This window comes from Streptomyces sp. NPDC012474 (assembly GCF_042955185.1).
Lineage (GTDB): Bacteria > Actinomycetota > Actinomycetes > Streptomycetales > Streptomycetaceae > Streptomyces > Streptomyces cahuitamycinicus.
This window is the reverse complement of the sequence record NZ_JBIBEP010000004.1, coordinates 257,872-279,158: the sequence shown is the minus strand read 5'-3', so window position 1 is coordinate 279,158 and position 21,287 is coordinate 257,872. Positions and strand designations below refer to the sequence as shown.

At 72.0% G+C, this 21,287-nt stretch carries 20 protein-coding genes; 12 read left to right on the top strand and 8 right to left on the bottom strand.

From position 1 onward, the window contains the following. Window positions 1-7: 7 nt before the first annotated feature. A complete protein-coding gene (locus ACFY9S_RS11955) occupies window positions 8-1,633 on the bottom strand; it encodes an ATP-binding cassette domain-containing protein (RefSeq protein ID WP_391126117.1) in 1,626 nt (541 codons plus the stop codon). Window positions 1,634-1,935: 302 nt separating this feature from the next. Between ACFY9S_RS11955 and ACFY9S_RS11950 the strand changes: the two genes are divergently transcribed. Continuing rightward, complete coding sequence (locus tag ACFY9S_RS11950; protein ID WP_391126114.1) at window positions 1,936-2,580, top strand: GPP34 family phosphoprotein; 645 nt, start codon at window positions 1,936-1,938, stop codon at window positions 2,578-2,580. A gap of 142 nt (window positions 2,581-2,722) precedes the next feature. Here the strand turns inward: ACFY9S_RS11950 and ACFY9S_RS11945 are convergent, their stop codons facing one another. Continuing rightward, a complete protein-coding gene (locus tag ACFY9S_RS11945; RefSeq protein WP_031135075.1) occupies window positions 2,723-3,139 on the bottom strand; it encodes an SsgA family sporulation/cell division regulator in 417 nt (138 codons plus the stop codon). A 257-nt stretch (window positions 3,140-3,396) separates the two neighbouring features. Here ACFY9S_RS11945 and ACFY9S_RS11940 point away from each other — a divergent pair, with 257 nt between their 5' ends. Beyond that, window positions 3,397-4,491, top strand: a complete 1,095-nt coding sequence (locus ACFY9S_RS11940; RefSeq protein WP_391126111.1) for a WD40/YVTN/BNR-like repeat-containing protein — start codon at window positions 3,397-3,399, stop codon at window positions 4,489-4,491. A gap of 70 nt (window positions 4,492-4,561) precedes the next feature. After that, complete coding sequence (locus ACFY9S_RS11935; RefSeq protein ID WP_102913972.1) at window positions 4,562-4,885, top strand: plasmid stabilization protein; 324 nt, start codon at window positions 4,562-4,564, stop codon at window positions 4,883-4,885. Between the two features lie 10 nt (window positions 4,886-4,895). Here the strand turns inward: ACFY9S_RS11935 and ACFY9S_RS11930 are convergent, their stop codons facing one another. Next, window positions 4,896-5,180 (bottom strand): YciI family protein, encoded by a 285-nt coding sequence (locus ACFY9S_RS11930; protein WP_391126108.1) that lies wholly within the window; start codon window positions 5,178-5,180, stop codon window positions 4,896-4,898. A 63-nt stretch (window positions 5,181-5,243) separates the two neighbouring features. Here ACFY9S_RS11930 and ACFY9S_RS11925 point away from each other — a divergent pair, with 63 nt between their 5' ends. Continuing rightward, on the top strand, window positions 5,244-5,936 hold the full coding sequence (locus ACFY9S_RS11925) for an endonuclease V (RefSeq protein WP_391126105.1): 693 nt from the start codon (window positions 5,244-5,246) through the stop codon (window positions 5,934-5,936). On the opposite strand, the gene ACFY9S_RS11920 is transcribed toward ACFY9S_RS11925, so the two are convergent. Next, window positions 5,924-6,118: a hypothetical protein gene (locus ACFY9S_RS11920; RefSeq protein WP_102914274.1), complete on the bottom strand. Its 195-nt coding sequence runs from the start codon at window positions 6,116-6,118 to the stop codon at window positions 5,924-5,926. The two genes, ACFY9S_RS11925 and ACFY9S_RS11920, sit on opposite strands and share 13 nt — an antisense overlap. 180 nt (window positions 6,119-6,298) lie before the next feature. Here ACFY9S_RS11920 and mmpA point away from each other — a divergent pair, with 180 nt between their 5' ends. Continuing rightward, window positions 6,299-6,445 (top strand): morphogenic membrane protein MmpA, encoded by a 147-nt coding sequence (gene mmpA / locus ACFY9S_RS11915; RefSeq protein ID WP_010042861.1) that lies wholly within the window; start codon window positions 6,299-6,301, stop codon window positions 6,443-6,445. 5 nt (window positions 6,446-6,450) lie between these two features. On the opposite strand, the gene ACFY9S_RS11910 is transcribed toward mmpA, so the two are convergent. Beyond that, window positions 6,451-7,629, bottom strand: coding sequence for a saccharopine dehydrogenase NADP-binding domain-containing protein (locus ACFY9S_RS11910; RefSeq protein ID WP_391126102.1), 1,179 nt, complete (start codon window positions 7,627-7,629; stop codon window positions 6,451-6,453). 91 nt (window positions 7,630-7,720) lie between these two features. On the opposite strand from ACFY9S_RS11910, the gene ACFY9S_RS11905 reads away from it, so the two are divergent. From ACFY9S_RS11905 to ACFY9S_RS11890, 4 genes are all read left to right on the top strand, one after another. Next, window positions 7,721-8,101 (top strand): MmcQ/YjbR family DNA-binding protein, encoded by a 381-nt coding sequence (locus tag ACFY9S_RS11905; protein WP_102913961.1) that lies wholly within the window; start codon window positions 7,721-7,723, stop codon window positions 8,099-8,101. Window positions 8,102-8,211: 110 nt separating this feature from the next. Next, complete coding sequence (locus ACFY9S_RS11900) at window positions 8,212-9,357, top strand: CoA transferase (protein WP_391126097.1); 1,146 nt, start codon at window positions 8,212-8,214, stop codon at window positions 9,355-9,357. An 11-nt stretch (window positions 9,358-9,368) separates the two neighbouring features. Further along, complete coding sequence (locus tag ACFY9S_RS11895; protein WP_391126094.1) at window positions 9,369-10,583, top strand: acetyl-CoA C-acetyltransferase; 1,215 nt, start codon at window positions 9,369-9,371, stop codon at window positions 10,581-10,583. Window positions 10,584-10,617: 34 nt separating this feature from the next. Further along, window positions 10,618-12,804 (top strand): 3-hydroxyacyl-CoA dehydrogenase NAD-binding domain-containing protein, encoded by a 2,187-nt coding sequence (locus ACFY9S_RS11890; protein ID WP_391126091.1) that lies wholly within the window; start codon window positions 10,618-10,620, stop codon window positions 12,802-12,804. On the opposite strand, the gene ACFY9S_RS11885 is transcribed toward ACFY9S_RS11890, so the two are convergent. Further along, entirely contained in the window at window positions 12,790-13,515 is a 726-nt protein-coding gene (locus tag ACFY9S_RS11885; RefSeq protein ID WP_391126088.1) for a MerR family transcriptional regulator, read from the bottom strand. The genes ACFY9S_RS11890 and ACFY9S_RS11885 overlap by 15 nt on opposite strands. A gap of 218 nt (window positions 13,516-13,733) precedes the next feature. Between ACFY9S_RS11885 and ACFY9S_RS11880 the strand changes: the two genes are divergently transcribed. Next, window positions 13,734-15,200, top strand: coding sequence for an amino acid permease (locus tag ACFY9S_RS11880; RefSeq protein WP_391126085.1), 1,467 nt, complete (start codon window positions 13,734-13,736; stop codon window positions 15,198-15,200). An 81-nt stretch (window positions 15,201-15,281) separates the two neighbouring features. Here ACFY9S_RS11880 and ACFY9S_RS11875 read toward each other — a convergent pair whose 3' ends face one another. Next, window positions 15,282-16,169, bottom strand: coding sequence for an arginase family protein (locus tag ACFY9S_RS11875; protein WP_391126083.1), 888 nt, complete (start codon window positions 16,167-16,169; stop codon window positions 15,282-15,284). Between the two features lie 137 nt (window positions 16,170-16,306). Further along, on the bottom strand, window positions 16,307-17,800 hold the full coding sequence (locus ACFY9S_RS11870) for a M1 family aminopeptidase (protein ID WP_391126079.1): 1,494 nt from the start codon (window positions 17,798-17,800) through the stop codon (window positions 16,307-16,309). 246 nt (window positions 17,801-18,046) lie between these two features. Here ACFY9S_RS11870 and ACFY9S_RS11865 point away from each other — a divergent pair, with 246 nt between their 5' ends. Both ACFY9S_RS11865 and ACFY9S_RS11860 read left to right on the top strand, forming a co-directional pair. Continuing rightward, complete coding sequence (locus ACFY9S_RS11865) at window positions 18,047-20,011, top strand: Xaa-Pro dipeptidyl-peptidase (RefSeq protein WP_391126076.1); 1,965 nt, start codon at window positions 18,047-18,049, stop codon at window positions 20,009-20,011. Then, window positions 20,008-21,282, top strand: coding sequence for a M14 family zinc carboxypeptidase (locus ACFY9S_RS11860; RefSeq protein WP_391126073.1), 1,275 nt, complete (start codon window positions 20,008-20,010; stop codon window positions 21,280-21,282). The genes ACFY9S_RS11865 and ACFY9S_RS11860 overlap by 4 nt, the downstream gene beginning before the upstream one ends. Window positions 21,283-21,287 lie beyond the last annotated feature (5 nt).

Here is a 21,287-nt window from a genome sequence, read left to right as displayed (position 1 = left end):
ACCGACGCTAGGCGGAAAACCAGACAGCCTCTGGCGTGATTTCCTTCAGTTCTCCTTCCTCCAGCACCAGCCATCGCGTGATGCCGAGCGACTCCAGGAACGGCAGGTCGTGACTGGCCACGATCAGCGCCCCCTCGTACGACTCCAGGGCCGTGGTGAGCTGCCGGACGCTCGCCATGTCGAGGTTGTTGGTCGGTTCGTCCAGCATGAGCAGCTGCGGCGCGGGCTCGGCCAGCATCAGCGCGGCCAGTGCCGCCCGGAAGCGTTCGCCGCCGGACAGCGTCGCCGCCTTCTGGTCGGCTCGGGCGCCCCGGAACAGGAAGCGCGCCAGCCGCGCCCGGACCCGGTTGTTGGTGGCGCCCGGCGCGTACCGGGCCACGTTCTCGGCGACGGTCCGCTCGCCGTCGAGGACGTCGAGCCGCTGCGGCAGGAACCGCAGCGGGACGTGCGCCCGCACCTCGCCCGCCTCCGGGGGAAGCTCCCCGGTGATCGTGCGCAGCAGTGTGGTCTTGCCCGCGCCGTTGCGACCGATCAGCGCGACCCGCTCGGGACCGCGCAGCTCCAGGCCGCCCTTCACCCGGGCGCCGTAGCGGAGCCCGAGATCCTGCAGCGTGAGGACGGTACGCCCCGGCGGCACCGCCGTGTACGGCAGGTCGACACGGATCTCGTCGTCGTCCCGGACCGCCTCCGCCGCCTCGTCGAGCCGTTCCCTGGCCTCGGCGAGCTTCTCCTCGTGCATGATGCGGTGCTTGCCCGCGGACTCCTGCGCCGCGCGCTTGCGTGCCCCCATGACGATCTTCGGCTCGCGCTTCTGGTCCCACATCTTCTGCCCGTACCGCTTGCGGCGGGCCAGTTTGACCTGGGCGTCGGTCAGTTCGCGCTTCTGCTTGCGGAAGTCGGCCTCGGCGACGCGCACCATGCGCTCGGCCGCCTCCTGCTCGATCTCCAGGGCCTCCTCGTAGACGGAGTAGTTGCCGCCGTACCAGGTGACCTGGCCGGAGCGCAGATCGGCGATCTGGTCGACGAGGTCCAGCAGTTCACGGTCGTGGCTGACGACGACCATCACGCCCGGCCAGGACTGGACGGCCGCGTACAGCCGCCTGCGGGCGTACAGGTCGAGGTTGTTGGTCGGCTCGTCCAGCAGCAGCACGTCGGGACGGCGCAGCAGCAGGGCGGCCAGGCGCAGCAGCACCGACTCGCCGCCCGACACCTCGCCGATGGTGCGGTCCAGCCCGATGTGTCCGAGCCCGAGTTCACCGAGGGTGGCGAGGGCGCGTTCCTCCACGTCCCAGTCGTCGCCGACGGTCTCGAAGTGCGTCTCGGAAACGTCGCCGGCCTCGATGGCGTGCAGGGCGGCGCGCTGTTCGGCGATGCCGAGGGCCTCGTCCACGCGCAGGGCGGTGTCGAGCGTGACGTTCTGCGGGAGGTAGCCGACCTCGCCGGCCACGCGGACGGTGCCGTCGGCCGGTGTGAGTTCACCGGCGATCAGCCTCAACAGGGTTGATTTTCCGGACCCGTTGATGCCGACCAGGCCGGTCCGGCCGGGGCCGAACGCGACGTCCAGGCCCTCGAAGACGGGGCTGCCGTCGGGCCAGGTGAACGAGAGGGACGACACGGTGATGGAAGTAGACATGGGGCCTCACTCGCGGATGCTCGAAGCGGTCAGGGGCAAACGCGTGTCGAGACACCTGCGACCAGGGGGAGGCTCCATGGCACACCACGGGCATGAAAAATGCCCCGCACCGGAGGACGGCTCGAACGCCGAGGTCGCACGCAGCGCACACCAGTCGGGTGTGACGCGGTGTCTCAGGACCTCAGACGAGCAACGTCCTTCTCCAATCGGCGGCAACAGGGACGCTTTACACCGTACGAGGGCGCTCTGAGCCTGTCAACGAATTAACGTGGAACCCGATCCCGCCCGCCCGAGGAGGCCCCGTGCCCAACGGCCCGCTCACGCTGCCGGCCCGGCTCTGCCTGCTGGCCTGGGACGCCGACCGGCCGGCAGCCGGCGGCGCCGCCCACCGGCCCGGACCGGTGCGGGCCGGTGCCCTCGTCGAGCTGGCCCGCCGCGGCCTGCTCACCGACGAGGACGGCATCGCCACACCGGCCGACCTGGATACGAGCACGGGTGACGCGGTCCTCGACGGGCTGCTCGAACTCGTCCGCGAGTCGTGCCCGCACCCCTGGCGAACCTGGGTGACGCTGCGGGCGCGGGTGACCCTCGACGCCGTACGGGAGCAGCTGGTGGCCGAAGGGTATCTGCGGGCGGAGAAGAGACGGGTCCTCGGCGTGTTCCCGTCCGTGGAGTACGCGCTGGAGGGCAAGGCCGCCGTGGAGCTGCTGCGGGAGGAGACCCGGCAGGTCCTGCGCGGTCCGCTGCCGGTCGCCGAGATCTCCGAGCGGGACGCCGTCCTCGCCGTCCTCGCCGCCGCGGCCGGCCTCTTCGGCGAGAGCACTCCCGGTCGGCGCACCGCGGAACTCACCGAACGGGCCGGAGCGGCGACGGCCGGACTGCACGGGATCGTGCGCGACCTGAGCACGGCGCTGACGGCCGGGGCAGCGGTGGCGGCGTCGCCCTGACACCAGCCAGGGCCGGGGCCGCACCGGCAGCGATGCGGCGTCGGGCGCGGTGGCCGGGGGTTGCCGGCCCGGGACCTACGGGTGGCCGGCGGACCCGCTCGGCCACGGTGAGGTCAACGCCCCCTGGGGCGCTCCCGTCGGCTCAGCACGCGTCCCGCATCAGCTCGGCGAGACCGTGGTCCAGGTCCAGCTGGAGGTGCTCCAGACCGACGGGCACGAGTTCGCTCGTGGCCTCCAGGAACCGGCGGATCTCGCTGGAGCGGACGTGGACCACGGCGGTGCCCTCGGGGGCGTGGAACTCCAGCACCGTGCGGTCGTAGCCGTAGGGCCGCACGCGCACGTCCCCGTGCCCCTCGGCGTTCTTCTGGCCCGCGGCGAGCAGCTCACGGGAGAAGGTCCAGCAGACCTCGACGCCCTCCAGCGTGGCCGGGGCGGGGAAGGTCATACGGACGGCGAAAGGATCACGCCGGTCGTAGTGCAGCGTCGCGGGAATGCTCGGCATACGCGGCGCGGCGGCGACGAGGCGGGCCTCCACGGGCTGCTCGATGACGATGGACAACGCCTTGCTCCCTTGTGACGGCTGGGCGGACACTTCCGGGCGGATGAGGCCGGGCATTGGAAGAGACGACGGAATCAGCCAATCCGTGCACACGAAATGCGAGTGACCTCTGTCACCGTGTTCATGCACCAGAGTGACGTGACTCTCCTCCTGTGCCCCGAAGGGCACTTGTGGCACCCTCCGCAGCACCAGGAGCGCCGGTGAGGCCATCTGGACGGTACCCGGGTGGTGGGCTAGCTTCCCCCGCCATGAGGCGCATGGGGAGCACGCGACCGACGGGACGAACACGCAGCAGGGCGACCGCGCTTGCGGCCTGCGCGGCGGCACTGGCAGCCCTGACCGGCGTACCGGCACAGGCGCACGAACCGGAGCGCCGGGTGCCGCACTGGGAACTCAAGGACACCGGCACTCCGGAGACACGGTTCCGGGGCCTCGCCGCGGTCAGCCGGAACACCGCCTGGGTCGCCGGTACGGGCGGCACCGTGCTGCGCACCACCGACGCCGGGGCGACCTGGCGGAACGTCTCACCGCCCGGCGCGGGGGAGTTGCAGTTCCGGGACGTCGAGGCGTTCGACGCGCGCCGGGCCGTGGTTCTGGCCATCGGCGAGGGCGAGGCATCCCGGGTCTACCGCACCGACGACGGCGGAGCGACCTGGACGGAGTCCTTCCGCAACACCGACCCCAAGGCCTTCTACGACTGCCTCGCCTTCTTCGACCACCGCCACGGCCTCGCGATGAGCGACCCGGTGGACGGCAGGTTCCGCCTCCTGTCGACCGGCGACGGCGGCCGTACCTGGAAGGTGCTGCCGGACCGTGGCACGCCGGCCGCGCAGGAGGGCGAGGCCGGTTTCGCGGCGAGTGGCCAGTGCCTGGTGACGTCCGGGCCGAAGGACGTCTGGCTCGCCACCGGCGGGGCCGCGCGCGCACGTGTGCTGCACTCCGCCGACCGGGGCCTCACCTGGACGGCCACCGACACGCCCCTCCCGGCGGGCGACCCGGCCCGCGGCGTCTTCGCGCTCGCCTTCCGCGACCGCACCCGGGGCCTCGCCGTCGGTGGCGACTACCGGCCCGACCAGCCCTCGCCGCGCGCCGCCGCACGCACCTCCGACGGCGGCCGCTCCTGGCGCCCGGCCGCCACACCCCCGCCCGCCTACCGCTCCGGCGTCGCCTGGCTCCCGCACAGCCGCACCGCCGCCCTCGCCGTCGGTCCCGGCGGCACCGACCTCACCACGGACGCCGGCCGCACCTGGCGGACCGTCGACACCGGTTCCTACGACACCGTCGACTGCACCCCGGACCACGGGTGCTGGGCCGCCGGCGAGAAGGGCCGCGTTGCCCGCCTGGAGCACTGAGCATGCGGGGTGTCCTGATCGTTGGCAACGTGGGTACTCGTTCACTGATCGTGAAAGGAAGTGAGCGAGAATGCCACGCGGTTCGAGCTCCAAGCGGGAGCGCCAGTACGAACACATCAAGGACAGTGCGCAGGACCGGGGCGAGAGCACCGGCCGCGCCAAGGAGATCGCCGCGCGGACGGTGAACAAGGAACGCGCCCGCTCCGGCGAGTCGAAGACGGCCAGCCGCACCTCCACGAAGGACATGTCGTCCGGCAAGCGCGGTGGCCAGCGGTCGGGACAGGGCTCCCAGGGCCCCACCTACGACCAGCTGTACCAGGAGGCCAAGCGCAAGGGCGTCGAAGGCCGTTCCAGCATGAACAAGAGCCAGCTGCAGCGCGCACTGGGCAAGTGAGGCGGATGCCTCAGAGGGTCTCCCGGTAGGCCTCCGGCGCGGGCGCCGTCTTCGTCGCCGTGAACTCGGTGACGCGGTACGCGCACACGCCCGCGGTGACGAACGGGCCCTCCGCGGTGACCTCCTCGATCCGCGCGCGATCCCCCGCGACGGCGATGATCACCCCGCCGTCGCGGGGGTCTTGCGCCCGGAGGCGAGGAAGACCCCCCCGCCGGTCGAGCCGGTCAACGTGCTCCTTCCGCGCGGCGTCGACGGCTTCCAGCGGGGCGGTGCACGTCAGCTCCGGCACGAACATGGTCGGGAGACCACCCCCGGGCCTCCGTCCGGCCGCCCGGGGAGCCCGTAGGCTCAGGCCACCATGACGACCGTACGCATCCCCGAAGGCTGGCCCACCACAGAGGAACAGGCCCGCGCCGTCCAGGACGAACTGCGCGCACGCGTGATCCTCGACGAGCCGGGCCCGTCGCCCGGATCGGGCCGGGTGACCGGGGTCGACGTCGCCTACGACGACGAACGGGACGTCGTCACGGCGGCCGCGGTCGTCCTGGACGGTGCGAGCCTCGAAGTCGTCGCCGAGGCCACCGCGGTGGGCCGGATCTCCTTCCCCTACGTACCCGGTCTGCTCGCCTTCCGCGAGATCCCCACGGTCCTCGCCGCCCTCGACGCCCTGCCCTGCCCGCCCGGCCTGGTCGTCTGCGACGGCTACGGCCTCGCCCACCCGCGCCGCTTCGGCCTCGCCAGCCACCTCGGCGTCCTGACCGGCCTGCCCACGATCGGCGTCGCCAAGAACCCGTTCACCTTCACCTACGACGCCCCCGACACCCCGCGCGGCAGCGCCTCCGCGCTCCTCGCCGGCTCCGAGGAGGTCGGCCGGGCCCTGCGCACCCGGGACGGGGTCAAGCCGGTCTTCGTCTCCGCCGGCCACCGGGTGACGCTGGACCACGCCTGCGCCCACACCCTCGCGCTGACCCCCGCCTACCGCCTCCCGGAAACCACCCGCAGGGCGGACGCGCTGTGCCGCAAGGCCCTCCGGGAGGCCTACTCCGTCTGATCGGTCACGTGCCAGTGGCCCACCTCCCGGTACTCCGAGTCGTAGACGGCCGAGCCGTCCCCGGGGCGGAGCGCGTAGTGCCGGAGGTTGCCGCCCCAGTACCTCAGGATCCGGCCCAGCTCCCCGGCCGGGTCCTTCGCCAACGCCGCGTCGTCCATGGTGACTTCGAGAAGAAACTTCATGCCTTCAATGGTTTCATTGAAGTCCTTGTTGGCACTTCTGGAGCTTCTGCCGAGGCCGGAGTGCGCAAAGCCTCAAGTCGGGGGACCGGCCGGGGCGGGACGGGGCGCCGCGATCTGAGTACCGGCTCTGAGTAGCTGTACGGATGCCCGCCCACCCCGCCCGTCGGCAGGCTGGGGCGCATGACGACGCACCGTGCCCCCAAGCCAGTCGCCGGCCCGACCCAGACCGTCGAGCGGGCCGTCACCATAGGGCTGATCCTCGCCGTGCTGGCCGGACTCGGCTGGATCGCCGGGATGATCTACACCATCGCCGAGTGGCCGCTGTAGGAGGTTCAGCGGGCCGACGCGACGCGGAAGCGGATGCCCGCCGCGCGCAGCCGGTCGATCAGCGCGTTGCCCATCGCCACCGCGGTGGTGACCTGGCCCGCCGTCTTCGGCAGGTCGTCGAAGGCCAGGCACAGCGCGGACTCGGCGAACATCTTGGCCGTCTCGTCGTAGCCGGGGTCGCCGCCCGAGACCTCTGTATGCACCCGCTTGCCGCCGCCTTCGCCCACGAAGCGCACGGAGAACCAGCTCTTCGCCCGCTTCTCGGGGCTCGGCCCGTCCCCGGGCTTCAGTCGGTCCGACAACCAGCGCCGCGCGGGCGGCACCTGGGCCGCCGCGACCAGCGCGCCGACCGCCGCGACCCCGCCCACGGCGACCGGCAGGTGCCGGACGGCCGCGTACTGCCGGTAGCGGAAGTCGGGCCCGTACCGGTCGAGGGCCGACGCCGAGCGCCGCACGATCTGCGGGTCGATGGTCGGCATCGGCAGCGCCCACGCGCCGACCTCCTTGGCGAACCGCGGACCGCCCAGCGGGGCCGACGTCCGCCGCCCCACCAGCCGTGGCTCGTTCCGCCGCCGGTCCCGCGCGGCCGCCGCCATCTGCCGCTGCCGCGCGAACTGGCCGAGCGCGGAGGCGAAGGTCCCGCCCGAGAAGGCCGCGTCGGCGGTCACGAAGCCCTCCACCGACAGCGGCACGTCCTCCGGCAGCTGCTGCACGGTGAAGTACACGCCGAGGTCGTGCGGGACCGAGTCGAACCCGGCGGCGTGCACCAGCCGCGCCCCGGTCTCCCGCGCGCGGGCGTCGTGCCGGACGTACATCAGGTCCACGAACTCCGGCTCGCCGCACAGGTCCAGGTAGTCGGTCCCGGAGTCCGCGCAGGCGGCGACGAGTTCCTCGCCGTAGGTCACGTACGGGCCGACGGTCGTGGCCACCACGCGCGCGTGCTCGGCGAGATCGCGCAGCGAGGCCGGGTCGGAGACGTCCGCGCGCAGCACGCCGATCTCCGCCTCGGCGGGCAGCCGCTCCCGCAGCCGCGCCAGCTTCTCCTCGCTGCGGCCCGCGATCGCCCAGCGCAGTCCCTCGGGCGCGTGGGCGGCCAGATACCCGGCGGTGAGCACCCCGGCGAAACTGGTCGCTCCGAAGAGCACGATGTCGTACGGACGGTCCGTCCTGTTTTGCCTGCTCATGACACCCCTCGGTCGTGCAGCCCGTGCCGCTGTCGGTGGCCGAGGCTAGCGTGAGGAGTGCGGAGCCCGACGACGAGCCCGGAGGACGACGATGACCGTGCCCAGGAATGCCCTGAAGAAGTGGGAGAAAGTGCGCGCGTTCGCACTGGGGCTGCCGGATGCCGTCGAGGAGTTCCCCTGGGGCGAGTCCGTCGCGAAGGTCAACAAGAAGGTGTTCGTCTTCCTCGGAGTCCAGGACGGCAGTTACCCCCTGGGAGTGACGGTGAAGCTCAAGGACGAGACGGCGCACGCGCACGCGCTGGCCTGCCCCGGCGCCGAACCCGCCGGATACGGCCTGGGCAAGGCGGGCTGGGTGAGCATCCCCCTGGAGCGGCAGGGCGCCCCGGCCGCGGAGGTGCTCTGCGACTGGGTGGAGGAGAGCTATCGGGTGATCGCCCCGAAGCGGCTGATAGTCGTGCTGGACGGGCACTGACCTCGTCCGGCAGATTGCTAAGCGCTTGCTCGTTCAGGGCTTGTGCCGAGTGGAACACGTTCTTAGCATCACTGGTGTTACATCAGATGTGTCACAGCACTGGGGGCTGGATGACCACGGCAAGGACGCCAGGACACGGCCCGCTCTCCGGCGTGCGCGTCGTCGAGCTGGCCGGCATCGGACCCGGCCCGTTCGCCGCCATGCTCCTGGCCGACCTCGGGGCCGACGTCGTGCGCGTGGACCGCCCGGGCGGTCCCGGACTCGGCATCGACCCGGCCTGCGACGTCACCAACCGCAACAAGCGCTCGGTGGTCGTCGACCTGAAGGCCGCCGGCGGCCCGGAGCAGGTCCTCGACCTCGCGGCCCGCGCCGACATCCTGGTCGAGGGCTACCGCCCGGGCGTCGCGGAGCGCCTCGGGGTCGGGCCCGAGGCCTGCCGCGCCCGCAACCCGCGTCTCGTCTACGGCAGGATGACCGGCTGGGGCCAGGACGGACCGCTGGCGCAGCGCGCCGGGCACGACGTCGCGTACATCGCCCCCACCGGCATCCTCGGCATGATCGGCCGCCCGGACGAGCCGCCGTCGGTCCCGGCCAACCTGCTCGGCGACTACGCGGGCGGCTCCCTCTACCTGGTCGTCGGCGTGCTCGCCGCCCTCCACCACGCCCGCGCGACCGGCACCGGCCAGGTGGTGGACGCCGCCATCGTCGACGGCACCGCCCACCTCTCGGCGATGATCCACGGCATGCTCGCCGCCGGCGGCTGGCAGGACCGCCGCGGCGCCAACCTCCTGGACGGGGGCTGCCCCTACTACGGCACCTACGAGACGGCGGACGGCCGCTACATGGCCGTCGGCGCCCTGGAGCCGCAGTTCTACGCGGAGTTCCTCGCCCTCCTCGGCGTCGAGGACCGGGCCGCCGCGCGCAAGGACATCGCCCGCTGGGACGAACTGCGCGAGGAAGTCGCCGCCCGCTTCAAGAGCCGCACCAGGGACGAGTGGACGGCCGTCTTCGACGGCACCGACGCGTGCGTGGCGCCCGTGCTGTCGCTCCGCGAGGCCCCGCACCACCCGCACCTGGCCGCCCGCGGCACCTTCACCGACCACGGCGGCATCACCCAGCCCGCCCCGGCCCCCCGCTTCTCCGCGACCCCGACCTCCGTCCGCACCGGCCCGGCCCGGCCGGGCGCCGACACGGCGGACGTCGCCCGGGACTGGGACGTCCCCGGGCTGCTCCCGTCGCCCCGCACCCCTCAGTGAAAGGCCTCCTCGTGAGCACCGAAGCGTATGTGTACGACGCGATCCGCACCCCGCGCGGCCGCGGCAAGGCGAACGGCGCCCTGCACGGCACCAAGCCCATCGACCTGGTCGTCGGACTCATCCACGAGATCCGCGCCCGGTTCCCGGACCTCGACCCGGCCGCCGTCGACGACATCGTCCTCGGCGTCGTCAGCCCCGTCGGCGACCAGGGCTCCGACATCGCCCGGACCGCCGCCATCGCCGCGGGCCTGCCCGACACCGTCGCGGGCGTGCAGGAGAACCGCTTCTGCGCCTCGGGCCTGGAGGCCGTCAACCTGGCCGCCGCGAAGGTGCGCTCCGGCTGGGAGGACCTCGTCCTCGCGGGCGGCGTGGAGTCCATGTCCCGGGTGCCGATGGCCTCCGACGGCGGCGCCTGGTTCAACGACCCGATGACCAACCTCCAGGTCAACTTCGTGCCGCAGGGCATCGGCGCCGACCTCATCGCCACCATCGAGGGCTTCTCGCGGCGCGACGTCGACGAGTACGCGGCGCTCTCCCAGGAGCGGGCGGCCACCGCGATGAAGGACGGCCGCTTCGAGAGGTCGGTCGTCCCGGTGAGGGACCGCAGCGGCCTCGTCGTCCTCGACCACGACGAGTTCCCCCGCCCCGGCACCACCGCCGACTCCCTGGCCAAGCTGAAGCCGTCCTTCGCGGACGTCGGCGAACTCGGCGGCTTCGACGCGGTGGCGCTCCAGCAGTACCACTGGGTGGAGCAGATCGACCACGTCCACCACGCGGGCAACTCCTCCGGCATCGTCGACGGCGCCTCGCTCGTCGCGATCGGCTCCAAGGAGACCGGCGAGCGCTACGGCCTCACGCCCCGCGCACGGATCGTCTCCGCCGCCGTCTCCGGCTCCGAGCCGACCATCATGCTCACCGGCCCCGCCCCGGCCACCCGCAAGGCCCTCGCCAAGGCCGGACTGACCATCGACGACATCGACCTCGTCGAGATCAACGAGGCGTTCGCGGCGGTCGTGCTGCGCTTCGTGCGGGACATGGGCCTGTCCCTGGACAAGGTCAACGTCAACGGCGGCGCGATCGCCCTCGGCCACCCCCTCGGCGCCACCGGCGCGATGATCCTCGGCACCCTCGTCGACGAACTGGAACGCCAGGACAAGCGCTACGGCCTCGCCACGCTGTGCGTCGGCGGCGGCATGGGCGTCGCCACGATCGTCGAGCGCATCTGACCCCCTCCCGACGGACCACACGGAGCACCTCCACATGAGCACTGAGTCCACCACCATCCGCTGGGAACAGGACCGCACCGGCCTCGTCACCCTCGTCATCGACGACCCGAACCAGTCCGCGAACACCATGAACCAGGCGTTCCGCGACTCCCTCGCCGCCGTCGCCGACCGCCTGGAGGCCGAGAAGGACTCCGTCCGGGGCGTCATCATCACCTCCGCGAAGAAGACCTTCTTCGCCGGCGGCGACCTGCGCGACCTCATCCGTGTCACGCCCGAGACGGCCCAGGAGCTGTTCGACGGCGGTATGGCGATCAAGCGGAACCTGCGCCGCATCGAGACCCTCGGCAAGCCCGTCGTCGCCGCCCTCAACGGCGCGGCCCTCGGCGGCGGTTACGAGATCGCCCTGGCCTGCCACCACCGCGTCGCCCTCGACGCGCCCGGCTCCAAGATCGGCTGCCCCGAGGTCACCCTCGGCCTGCTGCCCGGCGGGGGCGGCGTCGTCCGCACCGTCCGCATGCTCGGCATCGCCGACGCCCTGCTGAAGGTGCTCCTCCAGGGCACCCAGTACAACCCCCGCCGCGCCCTGGAGAACGGCCTCGTCGACGAGGTGGCCGACAGCCCGGAGGACATGCTCGCCAAGGCCCGCGCCTTCGTCGACGCCAACCCCGAGTCCCAGCAGCCCTGGGACAAGCCGGGCTACCGGATCCCGGGCGGCACACCGGCCAGCCCCAAGTTCGCCGCGAACCTGCCCGCCTTCCCGGCCAGCCTGCGCAAGCAGACCAACGGCGCCCCCTACCCGGCCCCGCGCAACATCCTCGCCGCCGCCGTCGAGGGCTCCCAGGTCGACTTCGAGACCGCGCAGGTCATCGAGGCCCGCTACTTCGTGGACCTGGCGGCCGGACAGACGTCGAAGAACATGATCCAGGCGTTCTTCTTCGACCTCCAGGCGGTCAACTCCGGCGCCAACCGCCCCAAGGGCGTCGAACGGCGGCCGGTCCGCAAGGCCGCCGTCCTCGGCGCCGGAATGATGGGCGCGGGCATCGCCTACTCCTGCGCCCGCGCCGGCATCGACGTCGTCCTTAAGGACGTGTCCCTGGAGGCGGCCCTCAAGGGCAAGGGTTACTCCGAGAAGCTGTGCGCCAAGGCCGTCGCCAAGGGCCGTACGAGCCAGGAGAAGGCCGACGCGCTGCTCGCCCGCATCACCCCCACCGCCGAGGTCCAGGACCTGGCCGGCTGCGACGCCGTCATCGAGGCGGTCTTCGAGGACACCTCCCTCAAGCACAAGGTGTTCCAGGAGATCCAGCACGTCGTGGAGCCCGACGCGCTGCTGTGTTCCAACACCTCCACGCTGCCCATCACCGCCCTCGCCGAAGGCGTGGAGCGCCAGGGTGACTTCATCGGCCTGCACTTCTTCTCGCCGGTCGACAAGATGCCGCTGGTCGAGATCATCAAGGGCGAGCGCACCGGCGAGGAGGCCCTGGCCCGCGCCTTCGACCTGGTGCGGCAGATCAACAAGACGCCGATCGTCGTCAACGACTCGCGCGGATTCTTCACCTCCCGTGTCATCGGCCACTTCATCAACGAAGGCGTCGCCATGGTCGGCGAGGGCATCGAGCCCGCCTCGGTCGAGCAGGCCGCCGCCCAGGCCGGCTACCCGGCCAAGGTGCTGTCCCTGATGGACGAGCTGACCCTGACCCTGCCCCGCAAGATCCGGGCCGAGTCGAAGCGGGCGGTCGAGGAGGCGGGCGGCACCTGGGCGGCCCACCCCGCCGAAGCCGTCATCGACCGCATGGTCGACGAGTTCGGCCGCACCGGCCGCAGCGGCGGCGCCGGCTTCTACGACTACGGCGACGACGGCAAGCGCACCGGCCTGTGGCCCGGACTGCGCGAGCACTACACCAGGCCCGGCCACCGGATCCCGTTCCGGGACATGCAGGAGCGCATGCTGTTCTCCGAGGCGCTGGACACCGTCCGGCTGCTGGAGGAGGGCGTGCTGACCTCCGTCGCCGACGCCAACATCGGCTCGATCTTCGGTATCGGCTTCCCGGGCTGGACCGGCGGCGTGCTGCAGTACATCAACGGCTACGAGGGTGGCCTGCCCGGCTTCGTGGCACGCGCGCGGGAACTCGCCGAGCAGTACGGCGAGCGCTTCGCCCCGCCCGCGCTGCTGGTGGAGAAGGCGGAGAAGGGGGAGCGGTTCAGCGACTCAGCGCGCGTCTGACCCGCCGGAGCCCGACGGCCCGGTGAGCCACTCGCCCAGCTCTTCCTTCAGCGACCGCTGAAACGCGGTGAGGAGCGCCTGCACCACCAGCGGATGCATGTGCGCCGACAGGGACCGCACGTCCCGCGCATCACGCTCCGCCACCTCACCGCGGAAGAGCTGGGACAGCTCACGGGCCGCGGCGCGCGCGTGCTCGACGAGCACCTTGCGCGCCGCGAAGATCGCCTCCTGCGAGAGCGGCACGTCCAGCAGCCCGGCGCCCAGCCGCAGCAGCCCGAGGTCGGCCTCGTACCCGCCGTCCGCGGGCCGGACCACGCCCATGGCGACGAGCCGCTCGACGTCCTCGTCGCCCAGCGGCCGTCCGGCCCGCCGCCCCAGCTCCGCCCGGGTGACCGTCTCGACGCTCTCCGGCGCCCAGGAGGCCACCACGGCCCGGTGGATGGCGAGGTCGTGCGCGCTCAGGTCCGGCGGCAGCTGCCGCAGGTAGCGCTCGATGCCGGCCAGCGTCATGCCCTGCTGCTGCAACTCCTCGATCAGCGCCAGCCGGGCCAGATGATCGCGCCCGTAGTGCCCGACGCGCCGCGGACCGAGCACCGGCGGCGGCAGCAGCCCCTTCGTGCCGTAGAAGCGGACCGTGCGCACCGTGACGCCGGCCCGGGCGGCCAGCTCGTCGATCGTGAGGGTCGGCTCCTCGGTGTCGGTCGTCGTCATGTGCAGCAGTATCGCTGTCCCACCAGTGCTGTGAAACCTCCGGCGACCCGGGTGACGGCCGTGTGAGAAGCAGCGCCGTGTGACGTATGCCATCGCGTGGGCCGCGCGGCGTGGGGGAAGGCGGCCCCTCGGTCTGTGCCTTTACCGAGGGCGCAGGCCCTACGTATGTCCGGAAGCCGAGCGCGACCCGCTCGGGCGCACCAGAGAGTGGATCCACCGTGAGCAAGGACGCCGTGAACACGGCAGCAGCCGCATCCCCCCGTGACGCGGCGCAGGTGCCCGCGGACGCGGGTGACGCCGGCTACAGCAAGGACCTCAAGGCCCGCCACGTCAACATGATCGCCATCGGAGGCGCGATCGGCACCGGGCTCTTCCTGGGCGCGGGCGGCCGCCTCCAGAGCGCCGGCCCGGCGCTGGCGATCGCCTACCTGGTCTGCGGCGTCTTCGCCTTCTTCGTGGTCCGGGCCCTCGGCGAGCTCGTGCTCTACCGCCCGTCCTCGGGCTCCTTCGTGTCGTACGCGCGCGAGTTCCTCGGCGAGAAGGGCGCGTACGTCGCCGGCTGGATGTACTTCCTCAACTGGTCGACCACCGGGATCGCCGACATCACCGCGATCGCGCTCTACACGCACTACTGGAGCCTGTTCACCGACGTCCCGCAGTGGGTGCTCGCACTGGTCGCCCTCGCCGTGGTGCTGGCGGTGAACCTGATCTCGGTGAAGATCTTCGGCGAGATGGAGTTCTGGTTCTCGATCATCAAGGTCGCGACGCTGGTCGGCTTCATGCTCATCGGCATCTTCCTGCTCGCCACGCAGAAGGAGGTGGGTGGCCAGACCCCCGGCCTGAGCGTCATCACCGACAACGGCGGCGTCTTCCCGCACGGCATGATGCCGGTCGTCCTGGTCATGCAGGGCGTGATCTTCGCGTACGCCGCGCTGGAGCTGGTCGGTGTCGCCGCGGGTGAGACCGCCGAGCCGGAGAAGGTCGTCCCCCGCGCCGTGAACTCGATCATGTGGCGCGTCGGCCTCTTCTACGTCGGCTCGGTCGTCCTGCTGGCCCTGCTCCTGCCCGGCTCGGTCTACTCGGCCGACCAGAGCCCCTTCGTCACGGTGCTGTCGAAGATCGGCGTCCCGGCCGCGGGCGACGTGATGAACCTGGTCGTCCTCACGGCCGCCATGTCCTCCCTCAACTCCGGCCTGTACTCCACGGGCCGCATCCTGCGCTCCATGGCGATGGCGGGCTCCGCCCCGAAGTTCACCGCGCGCATGAACCGCAGCCAGGTCCCCTACGGCGGCATCCTGCTGACCTGCGCGGTGTGCGTGCTCGGCGTCGGCCTGAACTTCCTCGTGCCGGCCCAGGCCTTCGAGATCGTGCTGAACGTCGCCTCCCTCGGCATCATCAGCACCTGGGTGATCATCATGGTCTGCCACCTGGTCTTCGTCCGCCGCGCCAAGGCCGGCCAGGTCACCCGCCCGTCCTTCCGCCTCCCCTTCAGCCCGGTCACGGAGATCACCACGATCGCCTTCCTGCTGGCCTGCCTCGGCATGATGTGGAACGACCCCGAGGTCGGCCGCAAGACCCTCCTGCTCATCCCGCTGATCGCGGCCATGCTGGTGACGGGCTGGTTCGCCGTCCGCCGCCGGGTGTCCCGGACGGCGGACCAGGAACTGTCGCAGCTGACGAAGTAGCGGACCGGGGCCCTCCTGTTCAGCTGGGACAAGGGCCCCGCCCTCGCACGGCGCCTCAGATTCCGGCGAGGGCCGACCGGCTCAGCCCTGGCTGTCGAAGGCCCGCACCAGGCAGTCGGCGAGGCGCTGCGCGATGGTGCCGTCCGGGTCCAGCCGGGGGTTGAAGATCGCGACGGTGAGGCCCACCGCCCCGCCGCCGGACAGGGCCGTGCGCAGGACGGTCTCCAGCTCCTGCCAGGTCAGACCGTCGGGCTGCCGGTAGTCGACGGCGGGCATGACCGCGTCGTCCAGCACATCGGCGTCCAGATGGATCCAGTACCCGGCGTCCGCGCCGCCGCCGGTCAGCAGCCCGACCGCGCGCCGGGCCGCCTCGGCCGCGCCCAGGGCGCGCACGGTGTCCAGTTCCATCGCGTGCAGCGCCGGCGGCAGCGGCTGCATCCCGTACGACGCGGACTCCTCCGCGTCCCGGAAACCCAGGGCGACGACGTCCTCGTCCCGCACGAGCGGGCCCCGGCTCTCCAGGTCGGCCAGCACGCGCGGGCCGCGCCCGGTGGCCAGGGCGAGTTCCATGGAGGCCACCTCACCGGCCGGCTCCGCGGACGGCTGGTAGAAGTCACTGTGTCCGTCCAGGAAGAGCAGGCCGTGCCGGTCGCGGCGGCGCAGCGCGAGCAGGGTGCCGAGCAGCACGCTGCAGTCACCGCCGAGCACGACGGGGAACCGGCCCCGGTCGAGGACGCCGCCCACCGCGTCGGCCAGCGCGCCGGAGTACGAGGCGATGCCGCCCGGGTTGAGGAGCCCCGTTGCCGGGTCCCGCTCCGGCTCGTACGGCGGAGGCTCCACCCGGCCCGCCCGCACCGCCCCGAGCCCCTGGGCCAGCCCGGCCCCCTGGAGTGCCGCCGCCAGCTCCTCGACACCGGTGGGGCGCAGCCCGAGCACGGACGGTGCCTCGACGATCGCCGTGTTCCGCACGCCTGCTCCTCGTTCAGCAACCCTGCCCGGCCGCCGGGCCCGTACGACCGGCGCGTACGAGCCCACCGTAGAGCGAAAGCCGAGGCCGGTCGCGCCGGGCGGCGCCCGGACTCCCTCGTCCCCCACGAGCCCGTGCGTCAGTGCTCGTGCACCCCGTTCGTCGCAGCGATCCGCTTCCACGACCGGGGCTGGGGAGCCCCCTTCCCTGCCTTCGCCACCGCCGCGGCCCGGGCTGCCGGCGCCCCCGGCTTCGACGGCTGGAACAGCCATGTGTCGAACAGCGCGGCCAGCGGCTTGCCCGACACCTCCTCCGCGTACCGCCGGAAGTCCGCCACGGACGCGTTGCCGTGGGCGTACTTCGCCGGCCAGCCCTTGAGGATGGTGACGAACGCCTCGTCGCCGATGCTGTTGCGCAGCGCCTGGACGGCCAGCGCGCCGCGATCGTAGACCGCGATGTCGAACTGGTTCTCAGGGCCGGGATCCCCGGGCTTCACCGTCCAGAACGGGTCGTCGGCCGGATGGGAGGCGTACACGTGGTCGGCGAGTTCCTGCGTCGTGCCCTCGCCCTCGTGTTCGGACCACAGCCACTGCGCGTACCGGGCGAACCCCTCGTTGATCCAGATGTCCTTCCAGCGCTTGAGCGACACCTCGTCGCCGTACCACTGGTGGGCCAGCTCATGGACGACGACGGACACGTTGGACCCGCCCGCGAACTGCCGCGGGCTGTAGAACGGCCGGGTCTGGGTCTCCAGGGCGTATCCGGTGTCCGTGTTCGGCACGTACCCGCCGAGCGCGTTGTACGGGTACGGCCCGAAGTACCCCGCGAGCCAGTCCGCGATCTCCCCGGTCCGTTCGATGCTCGCCCGCGCCGCCCCGGCATGGGCGCCGAGATCCTTGCTGTAGGCGTTGAGAACCGGGATGCCGCCCTCGGTCGTGCCCGTCGTGATGTCGAACTCGCCGACCGCGAGGGTGGCGAGGTACGTGGCCTGCGGCTTGTCGGACCGCCAGTTCCAGCGGGTCCAGCCGAGCCGCGAACTCGTCGACTGCAGCGTGCCGTTGGAGATGGCCTGGGTGCCGTCCGGGACCAGCACGGAGACGTCGTACGTCGCCTTGTCGAGCGGATGGTCGTTGCTCGGGAACCACCACGCCGCCGCCTCGGGCTCGTTCGCCGCGACACCCCCGTCAGGGGTGCGGTGCCAGCTGGTGAAGCCGTGGGCCTGCTTCGACGACGGCACCCCGCGGTAGCGCACGACGACCGTGACGGGCGAGCCCCGGTCCAGCGGGGTCTTCGGGGTGATCTCCAGCTCCTGCTCGCCCGAGGTCCGGAACGAGGCCTTCGCTCCGTTGACGCGCACCTCGCCGACGTCCAGCAGGAAGTCCAGGTTGAAGCTCGACAGATCCTGCGTGGCGCGGGCCACGAGGGTCGCCGTGCCCTCCAGTTCGTCCGTGGCCGGCTGGTACTTCAGCCGGAGGTCGTAGTGGGAGACGTCGTAGCCGCCGTTGCCGTAGTCCGGGTAGTAGGGGTCGCCGATGCCCGGTGCGCCGGGGGAGTGGGGCGCGGCCGATGCCGGGATCGCCAGCAGGAGAACGGACGCGGCCAGGGCTCCCGGCGCGATGATTCTGCGGTGCACGCAAGGCTCCAAGTCGTAGGGCCCCGAGGTCGGTCAGGGGTCTGTCGGGAATCTGTCCGGGTTTGTCGTGGGTCTTGTCCGGAGCCTATTGACTCCCTGTGTCCCTGATCATGTCCATGGTCCCTGCTGTCACACGATCGCCATTCGGCCGACATGGGACACCCCGCCCCGAGGGCCCGTCCGGGACACGCCGGTCCGTCAGCTGCCCTCTTCTGCACGGCAGTTCACCGATGTACCGTCCGGCGCATGCCGAAACGCACGCGCTTCACGACCTGGAGACCGCTCGCGACGGCGGCCACGGCCGCCCTCTTGGCCACCCTGATCACCCCGGTGGCCGTACAGGCCGCCCCGGCCACCCCGCGCGGGAGCGAACCCGTCTACTCCTACGGGAACGCCATCCGCGAGGCCGTCTGGGTGGACACCGGGCTCGACGCAGACCGCGACGGAAAGACCGACCGGGTCGCCGTCGACATCGTCCGCCCCCGCGAAACCGCCCGGCAGGGCCGCAAGATCCCCGTCATCATGGACGCCAGCCCGTACTACTCCTGCTGCGGGCGCGGCAACGAGAGCCAGAAGAAGACGTACGACGCGCAGGGCCGTGTCGCGCAGATGCCGCTCTACTACGACAACTACTTCGTCCCGCGCGGCTACGCCTTCGTCGGTGTCGACCTGGCCGGAACCAATCGCTCCGACGGCTGCGTCGACGTCGGTGGCCGCTCCGACGTCCAGTCCGCCAAGGCCGTCGTCGACTGGCTGAACGGCCGGGCCAAGGCGTACACGAGCCGCACCGGCACCACCCGCGCCCAGGCCGGCTGGACCAACGGCCGCACCGGCATGATCGGCAAGAGCTGGGACGGCACCATCGCCAACGGCGTGGCCGCCACCGGCGTCAAGGGCCTGAAGACCATCGTCCCCATCAGCGCCATCTCCTCCTGGTACGACTACTACTTCCAGCAGGGCGCTCCCCTCTACGACTCCGGCCCCCAGTGGCTGTCGGAGTACGTCAACAGCCCCGACGCGCGCGCCAAGTGCGGAGCCGTCCAGAAGAAACTCACCGACGGCGCCCCGCGCACCGGCGACCGGACCCCGCTGTGGACCGAGCGCGACTACGTGAAGGCCACGCGCAAGGTCAGGGCCAGCGTCTTCCTCGTCCACGGCATGCAGGACCTCAACGTCCGCATGAAGCACGTCGGCCCGTGGTGGGACGCCCTCGCGAAGAACGGCGTCGAGCGCAAGATCTGGCTGTCCCGGACCGGGCACGTCGACCCCTTCGACTTCCGGCGCGGCGCCTGGGTCAAGACGCTGCACCGCTGGTTCGACCACGAACTCATGGGCGTCGACAACGGCATCGACCGCGAACCCATGGCCGACATCGAACGCGCGCCCGACCGGTGGGACACCTCCCGGGTCTGGCCGCCGAGTGGCACCCGGGCCGCCACCCTGCGCCCCGACCGGGGCCCCCAGGCCGGCGTCGGCACCCTCGGCCTGCACCGCGGTCACGGCACCGAGAGCTTCACCGACGACCCGGAACTGAGCGAGACCGACTGGGCCGCGCACATCGACAAGCCGACACCGGAGAAGGCCGGTTTCGCGACCGGGCCGCTCACCCGTGACCTGCGCCTGTCCGGCTCCTCCGAGGTCACCGTCACCGCGACGCCCTCCACCCCGACGGCCCATCTCTCCGCCGTCCTCGTGGACGTCGGCCCCGCCACCATCCGCGACTACGCGGACGCCGGTGAAGGCGTCACCACCCTCACCGACCGCACCTGCTGGGGCGCGAGCACCACCAGCGACAGCTCCTGCTTCAAGGAGACGAAGGCGAAGACCGCAGACGTCGACTACACGGTCGTCAGCCGGGGCTGGGCCGACCTCGGCAACCACGCCTCCGACCACAAGGGCTCCCCGCTCACCCCGGGCAAGCGGTACACGATCACCCTCGACCTGGCGGCGACCGACCACGTCGTGCCGAAGGGCCACCGCCTGGCGCTGATCGTCGCGGGCACCGACCAGGGCCTCATCGACCCTCCCTCCGACAAGCCGGCACTCACGCTGGACCTCTCGCGCACCTCTGCGCGCGTCCCCTTCGTCGGCGGAGCCACCGCCTTCGCCCGCGCCACCACCGATGCCGCGCCCGCCACCCGCGACGCCACGATCCTGGACGGCGTCCGGGAGCCGCGCACCACGCACCGCGTCCCGGAGGGAAACCGGTGACCCGCGCCGGCGCCCTCGTCCTGACCATCACGGCACTCACCGCCTCCCTGGTCGCCGCACCGGCCCAGGCGGCCACCGGCTCCCCGCCGCGCACCGGCTTCGAACAGTCGAACGGCGCCCGCTGGACCACCCAGCCCGAGGAGCAGGACTTCCTCAAGGCGGTCGACCGCTCCAGTGGCCGCGTCTCCATGACCCGCTTCGGCACGACGAAGCAGGACCGCCCGCTCCGGCTGGTGCGCATCGGCACCAGCCCGAGCCCCAGCAAGGTGCTGCTCGTCTGCAGCCAGCACGGCGACGAACCCTCCGGCCGCGAGGCCTGCCTGTCCACCGTCCGCGACCTCGCGTACGCCCGGGACAGCCGTACCCGGCGCTTCCTGGACCGCACCACGGTCCTGGTCGTGCCCACCGCCAACCCGGACGGCCGGGCCGCGAACACCCGGGGCAACGGCGACGGCGTCGACATCAACCGCGACCATCTCGCCCTGAAGACCGCCGAGGGCCGCGCCCTGGCCGCCCTCATCCGCGACCAGCGCCCCGACGTCGTCTACGACCTGCACGAGTACGGCGCCACCCCGCCGTACTACGACAAGGACCTCTTCGACCTGTGGCCGCGCAACCTCAACACCCACGAGGCGGTCCACGACGAGGCCACGACCCTGTCCGAGTCGTACGTCCGGCCCGCCGCCCAGCGGGCCGGCCACTCGACCGGCACCTACGGCATCTGGACCGACCCGCGGACCGGTGAGCCGGTCAGACAGGTCGCCGGCGACGGCCAGGAGCGCATTCTGCGCAACATGTCCGGTGTGAAGCACTCCGTCGGGCTGCTCATCGAGAGCCGTGTCGACCCGCTCACCGAGGCGGAGAAGGCGGACGAGGCCCTGAACAACCGCCGCAGGGTCACCTCCCAGCTCGACGCTCTCAAGGGCCTGTACAAATACACCGACCAGCGCCGCGGCAGGATCGAGACGGCGACGGCCGGGGCCCGGCTCGCCGGCTACACCACCACCGGCCCGGTCTACGTCGGCGGCGCCGACAACGACCCGCCCGAACCGGCCGAAATCATCCAGAATCCACCCTGCGGCTACCGGCTCACCGCCGCCCAGTACGCCGAGGTCGGCGACGAACTCGCCCTGCACGGCGTGCGCGTGCGCAAGGGCCGCGCTGGCGTGCTCGTCCCCCTGCGCCAGCCCCTGCGAGCGCTCGTGCCGCTGCTGCTCGACGACCGGGCCGAGTACCACCTGACCGGAGGTTCATCCGAAACCGCATGTTGAGAGGG

Excerpts from the sequence above, each read along its gene's own strand:
- ACFY9S_RS11865 (WP_391126076.1), top strand. The coding sequence starts at position 18,047 with ATGCCGAAACGCACGCGCTTCACGACCTGGAGACCGCTCGCGACGGCG.
- ACFY9S_RS11885 (WP_391126088.1), bottom strand. The coding sequence starts at position 13,515 with ATGACGACGACCGACACCGAGGAGCCGACCCTCACGATCGACGAGCTG.
- ACFY9S_RS11900 (WP_391126097.1), top strand. The coding sequence starts at position 8,212 with ATGACCACGGCAAGGACGCCAGGACACGGCCCGCTCTCCGGCGTGCGC.
- ACFY9S_RS11940 (WP_391126111.1), top strand. The coding sequence starts at position 3,397 with ATGGGGAGCACGCGACCGACGGGACGAACACGCAGCAGGGCGACCGCG.
- ACFY9S_RS11955 (WP_391126117.1), bottom strand. The coding sequence starts at position 1,633 with ATGTCTACTTCCATCACCGTGTCGTCCCTCTCGTTCACCTGGCCCGAC.
- ACFY9S_RS11920 (WP_102914274.1), bottom strand. The coding sequence starts at position 6,118 with ATGAAGTTTCTTCTCGAAGTCACCATGGACGACGCGGCGTTGGCGAAG.
- ACFY9S_RS11930 (WP_391126108.1), bottom strand. The coding sequence starts at position 5,180 with ATGTTCGTGCCGGAGCTGACGTGCACCGCCCCGCTGGAAGCCGTCGAC.
- ACFY9S_RS11925 (WP_391126105.1), top strand. The coding sequence starts at position 5,244 with ATGACGACCGTACGCATCCCCGAAGGCTGGCCCACCACAGAGGAACAG.
- ACFY9S_RS11905 (WP_102913961.1), top strand. The coding sequence starts at position 7,721 with ATGACCGTGCCCAGGAATGCCCTGAAGAAGTGGGAGAAAGTGCGCGCG.
- ACFY9S_RS11890 (WP_391126091.1), top strand. The coding sequence starts at position 10,618 with ATGAGCACTGAGTCCACCACCATCCGCTGGGAACAGGACCGCACCGGC.
- mmpA (WP_010042861.1), top strand. The coding sequence starts at position 6,299 with ATGACGACGCACCGTGCCCCCAAGCCAGTCGCCGGCCCGACCCAGACC.
- ACFY9S_RS11935 (WP_102913972.1), top strand. The coding sequence starts at position 4,562 with ATGCCACGCGGTTCGAGCTCCAAGCGGGAGCGCCAGTACGAACACATC.
- ACFY9S_RS11910 (WP_391126102.1), bottom strand. The coding sequence starts at position 7,629 with ATGAGCAGGCAAAACAGGACGGACCGTCCGTACGACATCGTGCTCTTC.